General features: G+C 63.6%; 11 protein-coding genes. 6 read left to right on the top strand and 5 right to left on the bottom strand.

Annotated features, from left to right (window positions below):
* Positions 1 to 25: 25 nt before the first annotated feature.
* Genes GKIL_RS06525 through GKIL_RS06515 form a run of 3 tightly spaced genes read left to right on the top strand, consistent with a single transcriptional unit; the run spans position 26 to position 2,101 of the window.
* On the top strand, positions 26 to 241 hold the full coding sequence (locus tag GKIL_RS06525; RefSeq protein ID WP_023172677.1) for a DUF2839 domain-containing protein: 216 nt from the start codon (positions 26 to 28) through the stop codon (positions 239 to 241).
* Positions 242 to 1,606: a 23S rRNA (uracil(1939)-C(5))-methyltransferase RlmD gene (rlmD, locus tag GKIL_RS06520; RefSeq protein WP_023172676.1), complete on the top strand. Its 1,365-nt coding sequence runs from the start codon at positions 242 to 244 to the stop codon at positions 1,604 to 1,606.
* A 27-nt stretch (positions 1,607 to 1,633) separates the two neighbouring features.
* Positions 1,634 to 2,101, top strand: a complete 468-nt coding sequence (locus tag GKIL_RS06515) for a hypothetical protein (RefSeq protein ID WP_023172675.1) — start codon at positions 1,634 to 1,636, stop codon at positions 2,099 to 2,101.
* 2 nt (positions 2,102 to 2,103) lie between these two features.
* Here GKIL_RS06515 and GKIL_RS06510 read toward each other — a convergent pair whose 3' ends face one another.
* A complete protein-coding gene (locus GKIL_RS06510) occupies positions 2,104 to 3,423 on the bottom strand; it encodes an LCP family protein (protein ID WP_023172674.1) in 1,320 nt (439 codons plus the stop codon).
* A gap of 97 nt (positions 3,424 to 3,520) precedes the next feature.
* On the opposite strand from GKIL_RS06510, the gene GKIL_RS06505 reads away from it, so the two are divergent.
* A complete protein-coding gene (locus tag GKIL_RS06505; RefSeq protein ID WP_023172673.1) occupies positions 3,521 to 4,462 on the top strand; it encodes a nucleotidyltransferase family protein in 942 nt (313 codons plus the stop codon).
* Here the strand turns inward: GKIL_RS06505 and GKIL_RS06500 are convergent.
* The gene (locus GKIL_RS06500) at positions 4,435 to 4,701 is read right to left on the bottom strand and encodes a hypothetical protein (RefSeq protein ID WP_023172672.1); all 267 of its coding nucleotides are present in this window, start codon (positions 4,699 to 4,701) and stop codon (positions 4,435 to 4,437) included. The genes GKIL_RS06505 and GKIL_RS06500 overlap by 28 nt on opposite strands.
* 158 nt (positions 4,702 to 4,859) lie before the next feature.
* On the opposite strand from GKIL_RS06500, the gene GKIL_RS22420 reads away from it, so the two are divergent.
* Together GKIL_RS22420 and GKIL_RS22415 are read left to right on the top strand one after the other, a co-directional pair.
* Complete coding sequence (locus tag GKIL_RS22420) at positions 4,860 to 6,737, top strand: ARC6/PARC6 family protein (protein ID WP_023172671.1); 1,878 nt, start codon at positions 4,860 to 4,862, stop codon at positions 6,735 to 6,737.
* A gap of 152 nt (positions 6,738 to 6,889) precedes the next feature.
* The gene (locus tag GKIL_RS22415) at positions 6,890 to 9,679 is read left to right on the top strand and encodes a S8 family serine peptidase (protein ID WP_023172670.1); all 2,790 of its coding nucleotides are present in this window, start codon (positions 6,890 to 6,892) and stop codon (positions 9,677 to 9,679) included.
* A 388-nt stretch (positions 9,680 to 10,067) separates the two neighbouring features.
* Here GKIL_RS22415 and GKIL_RS22410 read toward each other — a convergent pair whose 3' ends face one another.
* The 3 genes from GKIL_RS22410 to GKIL_RS06475 are packed head-to-tail and all read right to left on the bottom strand — an operon-like array spanning position 10,068 to position 12,891.
* Positions 10,068 to 10,853 carry an alpha/beta fold hydrolase gene (locus GKIL_RS22410; protein WP_023172669.1) on the bottom strand — a complete coding sequence of 262 codons (786 nt, stop codon included), beginning with the start codon at positions 10,851 to 10,853 and terminating at the stop codon, positions 10,068 to 10,070.
* Positions 10,850 to 11,767: an alpha/beta hydrolase gene (locus GKIL_RS06480; protein ID WP_023172668.1), complete on the bottom strand. Its 918-nt coding sequence runs from the start codon at positions 11,765 to 11,767 to the stop codon at positions 10,850 to 10,852. Before GKIL_RS06480 ends, GKIL_RS22410 begins: the two co-directional genes overlap by 4 nt.
* A gap of 11 nt (positions 11,768 to 11,778) precedes the next feature.
* The gene (locus GKIL_RS06475; RefSeq protein WP_023172667.1) at positions 11,779 to 12,891 is read right to left on the bottom strand and encodes a bifunctional lysylphosphatidylglycerol flippase/synthetase MprF; all 1,113 of its coding nucleotides are present in this window, start codon (positions 12,889 to 12,891) and stop codon (positions 11,779 to 11,781) included.
* Positions 12,892 to 12,919: the final 28 nt, after the last annotated feature.

Raw genomic sequence — 12,919 nt, 5'->3', positions numbered from 1 at the left:
AAAAAAAGCAGCGAGAGAAGGCGCGATGGGCGAGAGCAAGCGGCGCAAGAGCGAGATGGGCGCGCTCTACGGCAACCCCGACAAAGAAAGCATCTTTCGAGGCGTCCCGATCACCAAAGAGCAGGGCCGCTCGATCTACAAGTTCATGATCACGGGCACCTGGATCTGCATCGGTGCCCTCGCCGTGCTCTGGGGTGTGGTCCGCCTCGGCCTGGCGATGAAGTGGTGGGGCGCGTCCTAGGTGACGGCTGCCGCACTTCAAGGGGAACTGGTCACGGTCGAAATTACAGCCCTGGCGGCTGGCGGCGACGGGATTGCCCGCTTGCCCGATGGCCGGGTGCTCTTTGTGGGCGACGCCGTACCGGGGGACCGGGCCGAAGTGCGGCTGGTCCACCTTAAAAAAGATTGCGCCTTTGGCCAGGTGCGCCGGGTACTCGAAGCTTCACCCGAACGGGTCACACCGGCCTGTCCGGTGGCGGACCGCTGCGGCAGCTGCCAGTGGCAGGCGGTCGCTTACCCGGCCCAACTCACAGCCAAGCGCTCCCAGGTCCAGGACGCCCTCGTCCATCTGGGCGGCTTTGAAGATGTGCCTGTCGAACCGGTGATAGCCCAGGTTCGTCCTCTGGGCTACCGCAACAAATCGACCTTTCCGGTGGGCTGCAACCGGCGGGGGGAGGTGGTGATCGGCTACTACCGCAAGGATTCCCACCAGATCGTGCCCCTTGCGGCCTGTCCGGTTCAAGACGAGCGGCTCGATCCGCTACTGGCTGCGGTGGGCGATTGCATCCGGACTTACGGCTGGAGCATCTACGCCGAAAAACCGCACCGGGGGCTTATCCGCCACGTGAGCCTGCGCGTGGGCGAACGCACCGGCCAGATGCTGCTCACTTTTGTGATCAACGGCGAGCAGTTGCCGGGCATCGAGGCCGCCGCCGCCCACTTACAAGAAGCGTTCCCGGCCCTGATGGGCGTCTGCGTCAACACCAACCGCCGGCGCGGCAACACGATCTTTGGCCCCGAGACGCGCTGCGTCGCCGGTCAGGGTTTTATCGAGGACGAACTGGAGGGCTTTCGCTTCCGGATCGAAAGCACGACTTTTTTTCAGATCTGCACCAGCCAGGCGGAGCGGTTGGCCCGGCTGGTGGTCGAGGCCGCAGCAGCAACAGCGCAGATGCGCGTCATCGATGCCTACTGCGGCATCGGCACGTTGAGCCTGCCCCTGGCGCGAAGCGCCCATCAGGTGATCGGTATCGAAAGCCACCCGCGCTCGGTGGAGCAGGCCCGGATCAACGCCCGCGCCAACAATGTCACCAACTGCCAGTTCCAGTTAGGCGCGGTCGAGCAGTGCCTGCCGGGCCTGGCAGCGGATATTCTCGTTCTTGACCCCCCGCGCAAGGGCTGCGACCCGGCGGTGATCGAGACGATCTTGCGCCTCGCCCCACTGCGCGTCGTCTACGTGAGCTGCAACCCGGCCACCCTGGCGCGGGATCTGCGCCTCCTCGTCCAGGGCGGCTACCAGCTCCAGCGGGTGCAGCCGGTGGACATGTTTGCCCAGACGCACCACATCGAGAGCGTCGCCACGCTGCTCAGGGGCGCAAGCTTCTAAAATGACTGGCAGGACGGAGAGGACGACGTGCGAATACAGCTGGTGGCCGTCGCTATTTGTTTTCAGCTCGCGATCTTGCCCCCGGTGGCGCGGGCTTCTGCCTCCTTGAGCATCGAATGCACAACCGCGCAAAAGAGCGACTATCTCTATGGCCGCTTCGCGCTGGCGTTTCTCTACGGCGAGATCCAGCACCAGGGGAGGCTCACGATGCGCGGCGAATTTGGCGAGGCGCAGGTGCGCTACACGCTGCCGGACGGCGAACAGATAACGATCACCCAGCAGATCCAGCTGCGCACCTGCCGGAACAAAAAGATTCTGCTCGCCGGTTCAGAGCCGCGAGACGCCACGAGCGGCAAACCGACCTACCGCTACATTCCCGACAACTTTTTTATTCCGCGCACCGCTCTGGGCCAGCGGAATTTTGAGGCGGTCAACTGCTTTGTCGATAACCGCCGCCGGGTCTGTATGCCCACCCAGCTCCAGGCGGAACCGTAGCGCTACTGCGGTGTACTCTGCTGCTGCTCGGCGCGCCGCTTGAGCCAGTCCTTGCCCAGCCTGAGGGTGACATCCGAATCGAGGGCACCGGTGGATTCGACACTGATCGCCCCCACCTGCAGCGCGTCGCTCACCAGTTGGGCCGCCTCGAGGTTGCCCCCCTGGGCGATGATCTCGCTGCGCCAGATCGGATCGGGCCGGTCGGCAGCGTAGCCGATCGAGCGGAAGCCCTGCTTTTGCAATAGATGCCCGAGCTTGCGGGCCATGCCGGGCGTGCCGGTGGCATTTTGAATCGTGAGGCGAATCTGCCCCGGCAAAAGCGGCGTCTTTTCGGTGGGCTCGCTGCCGGTGGCCGGTGCGTTGAAGAACTGCTCGCCTAAGTGGGCCGCCTTGCGCCGCTCCGGAATCCAGTAACTGACCTCGAATTCGTCGGGACGGCTGAAGCGGCCCGGCAGCATCACCATGCGCAGATCCTGCTTGAGGTCGATCTGGGTCGCAAATTTGGCCAGGGCAAAGATGTCATCGACCGTCAGGTTGGTGTCGATGTTGTTTTTGACCGTATCGAGGATCGGTCCAATCTTGAGCAAATTTTCGGGACGGACAGCCCGCTCGGCAAGTGCCCTTAGCACGCCCTGCTGGCGCTGGACCCGGCCAATGTCTCCCAGGCCATCTTCGCGAAAGCGCATGTACTGCTGGGCCTGCAGGCCGCTCAGCGTGTGCCAGCCCTGGGGCAGGTTGATGTAGAGGTGCTGCGAGTCGTCGCTGTACTTCATGGGCCGGGGGATGTAGACGGTCACACCGCCCAGGACATCGATGAGCTGGATGACCCCCAGGGTGTTGATGCGCACGTAGCGGTTGATCTCTGCCCCGGTGAGCCGGGTAACCGTGCGCGCCGCCAGAGCCGGGCCGCCGTAGACGTTGGCGACGTTGATCTTGTGCTCGCCGTGGCCAGGAATCTCGGTGCGCGTGTCGCGGGGCACCGAAAGCACGTTCACTTTTTTTTGTTCGGGGTTGAAGTGCGCCAGCAAGATCGTGTCGCTGCGGCCATCGAAGGAGTTGGTCGGTGGCTTGAAGCCGCTGGCGGTGGCCCGACGGTCGGCGACGACATCGGTCCCCAGCACCAGAATGTTGAGGTCGTTGCCCAACTGGGCCGCCTCAAAAAGGGCGTTGGTCTTGTCGTGCTGATTGTTCTCGAAGGGCCTGCTGAACCAGAGTGTCATTCCCCCGGCCACCCCGAGACAGGTCACGATCGCCACAGCGATTAGAAGCAGCCAGCTATTCCACGAAGACCGGCCCGCAGGGGGCTGGGTTGTTTTGCTCACTCAAACCTCATCGCTGAGATAAATAGCGGGATTGACACTGCCGCAGATTATATCGCAAGGTGTTTTTCGAGATACATGCAGGAGCGATGGCCGTCCGATGCAGGCAGTGATCGTAGCAGGGGGAAAAGGAACGCGCCTACGGCCTCTAACCTATCAGATGCCAAAGCCAATGCTGCCGCTGTTTGAGCGGCCCTTTCTGGTCTTTTTGGTCGAGCGCTGCCGGGAGGCGGGCATCACCGATATCGTGATCAACGTCCACTACCAGGCGCACCAGATTCAGCAGTACTTCGGCGACGGCAGCCGCTTCGGTGTCCGTATCCGCTACAGCATCGAAGAATCCGCCCTCGACACGGCAGGAGCCGTCAAACTGGCGGAGCCACTGTTTAGCGGTGCGCCGCTGGTGGTCTTCAACGCCGACATCCTCACCGACCTCGATCTAAAAGCACTGATCGCCGCCCATCGGAGCGCCGGTGCCGTCGCCACAATCGCCCTCACCCGCGTCGAAGATCCCACTGCCTTTGGCCTGGTCGAGCTGGATTCTGATGATCGGGTGCTCGCCTTTCGCGAAAAACCCACCGCCGAGGAAGCCGCCCGGCTGGGGATCGACACGGTGAACGCCGGTACCTACGTGCTGGAGCCCCACATCTTCGCCCCGGTGCCTGCTGCCACGCCCTGGAGTTTCGAGCGCCAGCTCTTTCCGGGCCTGCTCGCCGCCGCTCAGCCGGTGCTGGGCTTTGTCTCGTCCGCCTACTGGCTCGACATCGGCAATCCTGCCAAGTACTGGCAGGCCCACAGCGATATTCTCACAGGCCACATGCCCTACAGCCTCGCGGCCCGCGAGCACAGGCCGGGCATCTGGATTGCCCCAAACGCCGAGGTCGATCCCCAGGCGCAGCTGGAGGCTCCCTGCTACATCGGCGAGTACTGCCGCCTTGGCCCCCAGGCAACGATCGCCGCCGGTACCATCCTCGGCAGCGCTTCGCTGGTCAACCGGCCCCTCAGCGCCGGTCTCTATCCGCCCGGCACGATGGTGCCGTAGCTAAAGCGCATCAGCACGTTGGCGAGCACGCCGGTCAGAAGACAACTGGTGCCTCCCAGGATCTTCCAGGAACGACTCAACTGAGAAAATGGATTGATCTGATTGAAGGCGAGCCACAGGGGCGAGTCGATCGATTGCAGGTACGCTTCGAGCACCAGCAGGATGCCGACGCCGGTCATGAACACCTGGATGGCCATCGCCAGACTGACCACGGCGGCGATGGCCGTAACGTAGATCATGCCTTTGCAACCCGCAACAACTCTCTACAGTATATCCGCTAAGCATTTATGCGCACCGACAGTCATTAGATGACGGTTTCTGAACACTGAGTGTTTGCTTCCGCACATTTGCAGGCGCAGGGGTTATTCTTTTGAACAAAGACTCCACCGCGTCCGCTATGAGTCCTGATCCAGTCGTTGCCTTCCCTCTTGACTACTACCAGATCCTTGGGCTGCCACCGCAGTGCGCCTTTGGACTTGTCGAGTCTGCCTACACGGATCGGGTCGCCCAGGCACCCCGGCGCGAATTTTCAGCGGCGCTTCTGGCAGCGCGCGAGCGCCTGCTCAAAGACGCGAGCACCGTTCTGCAAGATCCGGTGCTGCGCGAGCGCTACCACCGCGATCAGCCTGCCGGCACCCTGAAACTTGAACCCTCGGAACTGGCTGTTGGTCTGCTGTTTTTATTCGAGCTGGGCAAGTACCAGCCCATCCTCGAGCGCGAAGCGGAGGCGCTCAAGGCGGACAACCAGGATGTGCGGCTGGTGCTCGCCCTCACCCACCGGATGCTCGCCCTCGACGCTTACCGCCAGGGAGCGCTCTCCCTCGCCTGCCAGGAAGTCGAGGCGGCCCTCTCGATCTTGAGTGGCGGCGGCAGCCTGCTCGGTGTGCAGCAGGAATTGCAGGCGCTCATCAAGCGCTGGCGGCCCGAACGGATCCTGCAACTACTGGCTGCTCCGGTGGAACCGGAAAATCAACTGCAGCGCCGGGCAGGTTTTGTTCTGCTTTCGGAAGTCCTCGACGAGCGCGAGGGCATTGAGGGGGCAGGCAACGATCAATCCGGACTCAGCCGCGAGGAGTTCGTCCAGTTCGTCCAGTACGTGCGCCTGCGGCTGACCGTCGCTGAGCAACTCGAACTGTTCGAGCGCGAGGCGGCCCGTCCGTCCCCGGCGGCGCAGTATCTGGCGGTGCAGGCACTGCTGGCGCGGGGCTATACCGCCTGCGATCCCCCCTGCGTGCGGCGCGCCCGTGGCCACCTCATCAAGCTCGCCCAGCGCCAGGACGTCTATATCGAACTGGCTCTCTGTGCTCTGTTGTTGGGCCAGACCGAAGAAGCGCTCAAGAATATCGAGCGCTCCGGCGAGCAGCCCGCCACCGAGTACATCGCCAATCTCTCGCTGGGGGCACCGGACCAACTGCCGGGGCTGTGCCGCTATGCGGACGAGTGGTTTGCCCAGGAAGTGTTGCCGTTCTTCCGCGATCTGCGCTCTCAAAGTTTCAGCCTGCAGTCCTACTTTGCCAGTCCCCTCGTGCAGTGCTACCTCGAGCAACAGCAACCCGTGGGAGCCGGGGCCGTCGATCAGCGCCGCTCGCGCCCCGACCGCCGCGAAAACCGGCCAGTATTCGACCGCGCCGTCGCCCCTGCCACAGACGAACAACCGCTCATGGGCCGCCGCCGACCCACGTTGCTGCCGCCGCCCTTCTTGCCGGCTGCTGCCGCTCTGGTGGCTGTCTTTCTGCTCGGCAGCGGCTGGCTACTGTCCCAGCGCTCGGCCCCAGGCAATCCGCCCAAGCCTGAGGCAAACCCTGCACCGCCGCTCGTCGCTGCAACTCCAGCGCCGCCCAGCCGTCCCCCTGCTGCCGTTGCCCCCGTTGCTCCCCTTACAGGCGGCACCGCCCTCTCCACCGCCCAGATCACCCAGATTCTGCAGGACTGGCAGCAGGCCAAGCAGCAAGCCCTCGGGCCCGAGCACCAGACAGCCCGAATGCAGGCACTGCTCACCGGCAACACCCAACAGATCTGGCGCGACCGGGCAGAGCAGACCCGGCAGGCAGGCGAGCACTGGAAGTACCGCCTCAAGCAACTGAAGATCGACGAAGTGAAAAGCCCCCGCCCCGACCGGGTCGAAGTCGTCGCCGAAGTGTCCGAGGTGGCCAACTTCTACACCAACAACCAGTTGCAGTCCTCGCGCTCCTACGATCGGCCTTACCGCGTGCGCTACGCGCTGATCAAATCACCGGCGGGTTGGCAGATCGGTGAGATGAAAGTCGTCAACTGAAGACATTTTTGTAAGTACTCAATCTAAGACCGCTCTCATCTTTGTCGCCTGCGCTCCCGACCAAGGTTTAGATAGTTGTTCAGGAACTTGTGTTTCATCTGCTGAAACTCTATAATCCGACCGGCCCTAAGATCGGTCGTGGAATTATATATATGAAACGCCAACTCATCCAGCTCTGCGTTCCCTCGCTGGCTGGTTCGGTCACCTTGTCAACCGTCCTCGGCTTCGGGTTAATTGTTACCCCGGCACTGGCCCGTCCCGATGTGCCTGCCAACCTCGGCAACGGCCTGGCGTCACTGGTGCGTCAGGCGAACACCAACGGCGGCACGCTCAACCGCAGCGCCCTGCGCCCCGGCATCGACAACTCCCGCATCGCCGTCTTCGACAGTCAGAACCGTGTGCTCGTCCAGATCTTGCTGAGCGGCAGAAAGCCCCTCCAGGACGTTCAGCGCACCCTCCAGACGCGCAAGGAGTTTCAAGCGCTGCGCATCGGCGCTGTGAGCGACCGCTACCGCAAGGGCGTGATCGAAGCTTACGTGCCCCTTGAGAAGGTGGCGCAACTGGCCCGGCTGCCGGAAGTCGCAGCGGTCCATCTCGTCCCCCGGCCTGTGGCTGAGGTGGGCCTCACCACCAGCCAGGGCGTGGTGCAGCACCGAGTCGATCAACTGCCCGCCGGCAGCGACGGCACCGGCATCACCGTCGCCGCCCTCTCCGACAGCTACGACACTGCCACCCAGACGCTCTCTGGCCAGCCGCTCACAATTCATGCCGCCGAGGACATCGCCTCGGGGGACCTGCCCGGTCCCGGCAACCCCCTGGGCAACACCCAGCCGGTGGTAGTGATTCAAGATGGCACCGGTTTCGACGAAGGGCGGGGGATGCTGCAGATCATTCACGATCTGGCTCCCAAGGCCAATCTCTGCTTTGCCACTGCCAATGGCGGCCAGACGACCTTTGCCAACAACATCCGGGCACTGGCAGACCCGAACGGTCCCTGCAAGGCAAACGTGATCGTCGATGACATCATCTATCTGGACGAACCCTTCTTCGCCGACGGCATCGTTGCCCAGGCGGTCGATGAAGTGGCCGCCCAGGGTATTCCTTATTTCTCCTCGGCGGGCAACCGGCCTTCGACCCAGGCATACTTCTCGAACCTGCGCCTGGTACCGGGCGATGCGTCGTCGCTGACAGGCACTAACATTAAGCTCACCGGCGTCGATCCTGCCCTTTACGCTGGCGGCTTCCACAACTTCAAGGCCAGCGGCGGCACCGACATCGCTCAGACCATCTCGATTAGCAGCAGCGGCGGCACCCTCGTCTTCCAGTGGGACGACCCCTACGACACCGTCCCTCCCCAACTGGGCGCAACCCTTCTTGATACCTCCGGCACCATCACCACCGCTCAGCCGGTTGCCAGTTTTCCCCTGACTGCTACGGCAGGGCAAGGCGTCTCGATTACCGCCGACGGCGTGCCCACCGGCAGTGTGGACCTGGTGCTGACGATCATCGACCCGAGCGGCAACACGGTTACCTCCATCGACACCGGCACCAGCCCCGAGACGTTCACAGGCATCTTGCCCGTCAGCGGCACCTACACCATCCAGGTCTCAGGCTTCCAGGGTGCGACAGGTCCCTTCACGCTGGTGGCGAACGAGGCGATTGGTCTCAAGCCCGTCACCTCCGACTTCAACTTGCTCTTTTTCGATTCTCAGGGCAACTTTGTCGGAGCGCAGGCGGACAACAACATCGTCAACCTGCGGCCCATCGAGATCGCGAGTATCAGCGGTCTGACGTCGCTGCAGTTGGTGATTGCGCGGGCGAACACGCCAGCAGCGACGCCGACCCCGGCGAGCAAGTTGCGCTACGTCTGGTTTACTTCCGGTGCGCCCCAGGAGTACTACTCCTATCGCTACCCGGTCACCTACGGCCACAATTCAGCCAAGGGTGCCAACGGTACGGCAGCCTACGGAGTGTTCACCCCCTATATCCCGGAGAGCTTTACCTCGCCGGGACCGTCGATCATCTACTTCGACCCGAGCGGTAACCGCCTGCCCAGGCCGGAGATTCGTCAGAAGCCCGACATCGCCGCAGCGGACAACGTGAACACGACGTTCTTCGGCTTCGACGACACCCGCGACCCGGACACCTTCCCCAACTTCAGCGGTACGAGCGCCGCTGCGCCCCACGCCACTGCCATCGCTGCGCTGTTGTTGCAAAAGAATGGTGGTCCCACCTCCCTCACTCCTACCCAGGTACGGACGATTCTGCAGAAGAGCCCCTTCTTGCACGACCTGGACCCCTACTTCGCTTCCGGCAAGTTGACGGTGGATGGCACCCGCGTCTTCATCAACGTCGCCGCCGACGCCAATTCCACTTCCCAGTTCGATACCCGCGTCTTCCGCGTCGCCGTCGGGGGCACGGGCAGCGTGAGTTCCATCCTCTTTGACGGTACCAACGGCAATCCGACCGAGATTGTGCCCGGTATCGCCTTCGATCAGCGCACCAGCGCCACCAACCCGCCCGGTTTCCCATTCACGGTCGGCATCACCCAGGGTCTGTCTGCTTCCGACATCGCCGGTGTGCTGGGTCCGACGGCTCCGCCCCCGGCGGTGGCCGGCCAGTCCAACACGCTGACGGTGAGCATCACTCCCGGTGTCTTTACCAAGGGCAAGCTCTTTACTTTTGGTATCGACCGCGACGAGCAGCAGACGGCCTTTGTGCCGCCTTCGACCGCCGGGGGCAACTCGGCGGACCTGTTCGGTTCGGGGGTGTTGATTCCCCAGGGGACGATTGCCACCGGAGGAGTGAGCTTTACGGTGACGACCGGCAGCGGTCAGACGGGAACGGGTACCTTTGTCAACAACATCGGTTCAGGTTATACGAGTCTGGACGGCTACGGCTTCATCAATGCCGAGAACGCCCTCAACCAGCCCAAACCGTAAAGATCGAGGCTGCTTGAAGTAGCCTCAGTTTCAGAGCGGCCCGCAGAAGTTGAAAGGCTCTGTGGGCCGTTTCTCTGGCTCCAGCATTCTACTTGTCCCATTCTTTGGGGTGTTGAGCGCTTTTAGAGAGCAAACCTTGAAATGTCCCCCACCCCTCCACACCCCCACCTGGCCCCAAAAGGGGCCTGCCCCCCGCTCTCCTCCTCCTGCCCCCCGAATGGGGGGCTGCCCCGCCGGGCAGAGGAGAAGAGGGGGGGTTCACTGTAACTGGGCTGCAAAGGGGCCAGGTGAAGTGGGCCTTAGATTTGTCTTACTCTTCCTCTGCCACAAGGGGAGAGGGGCTGGGGGTGAGGGGTGAAGCCGATCCGAGGTTTGACGACCCTCGGCTTTACCCGTGCATTTGGACGATCTGCGCGTTCACCCAATCGGACGCTTCGATCATCAGCAGGTGGCCACAACTGGGGATGACGGCAGCCCGGCCTGCCGGGAAGAGTGCGGCCTGGGTGTGGGCCATCGCAGGGGTGAAGACAGGATCTTTTTCACCGGCGGCGATCAGCACCGGGGCTGTGATGCGCTCCAGACCGGCTCTGCCGTCGTAATCCCAAAAATCGCGCATCGCCCGGTAGGGCGTGCGGTGGCTGGGAGGCAGGCACTGGCGAAGAAAGGGTTCGGTTGCCGGGCTGCTGCCCACGAGGCCGAGTTTCTGGTAGGCGCGGCCTACAGGGGGCAGGCGAAAGCTGTGGCGGCCCACCGACTCCAGCAGGGCGACGAAAGGCTTTTCCCACCAGGGTGTTAGACCAGTCACGCCACCGCCCAGGGCAAAAAGGCCATGCACCGGGTAGCGCCTGGCGTACTCGACGGCGACGGTGACGCCGTAGGAATGGCCGACCAGGAGGGGCGGCTTGCGGAGGGCGAGTTTTTTAAGCAGGACCGCCAGATCCTGGGCATGGTGAGCAGGAAGGTGGCCTCGCGCCCAGCCGGACTGGCCATGACCTGCCAGGTCGCAGGCGAGGACGGCCAGACGGCGATCGCAGAGAAACTGCCACTGCGGCTGCCAGTAGCGGCGATCGCTCAGCGCGCCGTGGATGAGGACGACGAGCGGCGCTGAGCCGGAGCAGTAGTGGTAAGCCAGGGGACGGCCCGGCGCTACCTCAAAGCAGTCCGGCTTTTTCACCGCCGGGCATCCTGGGCGAGGGCCTGTTTGAAGCGGGTGCCCACCAGGGTGAGAGAATCGGCCAGATGCTTGTGCCAGTAGTTCCAGCCCGCGTCGGGGCCAACGAGGCCGTGGCCGCCGGGGTAGGCGTGAAAGGTGACGTTCAGCTGCATCCGGGCAAGCTGCCGGGCAAATTGCTTGGTTTCGCTCAGAAATTCGCCGTCCTGCCGCCCGGCATCGAGGTAAAAGGCGAGGGGAAGGAGTTTCGCCGGGGACAGTTGATCGACAAAAAGTGCGGGACTGTTGATCGAGCGATCCCCGCTGCCGCTGTAGTGAAAGTAGCCGCTGTGGGAGAAGAGGACGCTGAAGGTCGTCGGGTAATGCAGCCCGATATTAAAAGCGCCCCAGCCGCCGGAGGAGAGGCCCCCGATCGCCCGCAGGCGCGGATCGGGGATCGTCCGGTAGCGCTGATCGATAAGTTGCACCAGTTCGCTGCCGATCGCACTTAGAACCCTGCCGTTGGGGCCATCGACGTAGTCCGGGTCAAAGAAGGGGCTGGAGCCGCGCCGGTCGTTGCCGTCGGGGGCGACGACGATCGACTCGGGCAGCGCCCCACTGCGGTAGAGCCGGTCGATCACCCCGCCCGCGTCCCCCTTGATAAACCAGTCGCTCGCCTGGCCGTGGCCGCCGTGCAATAGATAAATCGTCGGGTAGCGCCGCTCGGGATGGCTCGTGTAGCCGGGCGGCAAAAACAGGGCGTACTGGCGCGGCATCCCGAGCAGGCGGCTCTGGTAGGTGAGCAGTTCAAAGGGGCGGGTGCCGGGAGCGGCCACCGGGCCGTCCGGCTGGACAGCGCCCAGGGCAAAGACCCAGTAGCACCCCGCCGCGACAATCAGCGCCAGACAGGCCGCCAGAGCTACTAACCCTTTTTTCATCGCCTGCTATCCTAACCGCTGATGCCCAGAAGCCCGAGGGCCGCAGCAGCGATCGACGCCGCCCATTGGCCGCCGCGCCGCCACCAGTCGTGGCCAGCTGCCGCCTGCTGCAGTAGCGCCGGTAGCCCCGCGCCCTCCAGCGCCCAGCACAGCGCGTTTAGCTCGGCCCAGCCCAGGCGGCGATAGGCGAGGTACTTGCTCTCCCAGCGCTGGGGGCAGAATTTTTGCTTGAAGCGGCGCAGCGCCTCGAAGTTGTAGAGCGCAGCGCCGTGCTCGCGGGCGTAGCACAAGAGCTTTACCAGACGGGCATCTTGAGCCCAGGCCGCCTGCTCGATATTGGCGAGGGGAGCCATGCCCATCGTTGCGCGCTCGTAGCCCAGGGCGGCCAGTTGCACGAACGCTTCGCTCAACAGCAGGTCCATCGTGCCGGGTGGGCAGTCGGCGGCGCGGCGCATCAGATCGAGGTACATCCCCGAGCGGGAGTAAATCGGCGCAAAGGTCAAAAAGGCGATCGCCCGGCCCTCCTGCTCGGCTACGAAGTAGCGCCGCTCGCCAGGATTGGCAAGCGAAAGGGTGCCGAGGGTAAAAGATAGCTCCCGCAGAGCGCCCCGCTCAGCCAGCCACTCGTCAGAAATTTCCTGCAGCCGGGCGTTGGTCCATGCACTCCCAGGGGCGAGCGGGTCGTGCAGACGCACACTCACCCCCCGCCGGCGGGCGGTGCTGGCGGAGGAGCGGACGTTGGCCATCCTGTTGCCCGCCAGGGTGAATGTATCCAGTTCGATAAAAGGCTCCTCGCCCGTCTTCAAAAACCGGTACCCCCGGCTTGCAAAGGCCGGTAGCGTCCACTCCGACACCTCAAAAAAAAGTGGCCGCAGGCGCGTCCGCCGACAGAACGCCTCAAATTCAGCGATGACTGACTCCAACTGCTCGTCCGCGCACAGCGGCTCCCCCTGCACGACGGCGACCGAACCGGCGCGCAGGTAGGCGATAGCGGCATCGCCCGCAGCGCTCCAGAAAATTTGCTTGTCCGGTTCGAGCATCAGATAACTGGTCGTATTGCGACCGTGTTCTTTGAGCAGTGCGGGCAACGGCTCGCACGATCCCACGGCGGTAAGGGCTACCATACCGAACGTCTCCAAACGGGTAGAAGAG

The sequence above is a fragment of the Gloeobacter kilaueensis JS1 genome (assembly GCF_000484535.1).
GTDB classification, from domain to species: Bacteria; Cyanobacteriota; Cyanobacteriia; order Gloeobacterales; family Gloeobacteraceae; genus Gloeobacter; species Gloeobacter kilaueensis.
The sequence above is the reverse complement of the archived record's forward strand: the minus strand, read 5'-3'. Positions and strand labels throughout refer to the sequence as shown.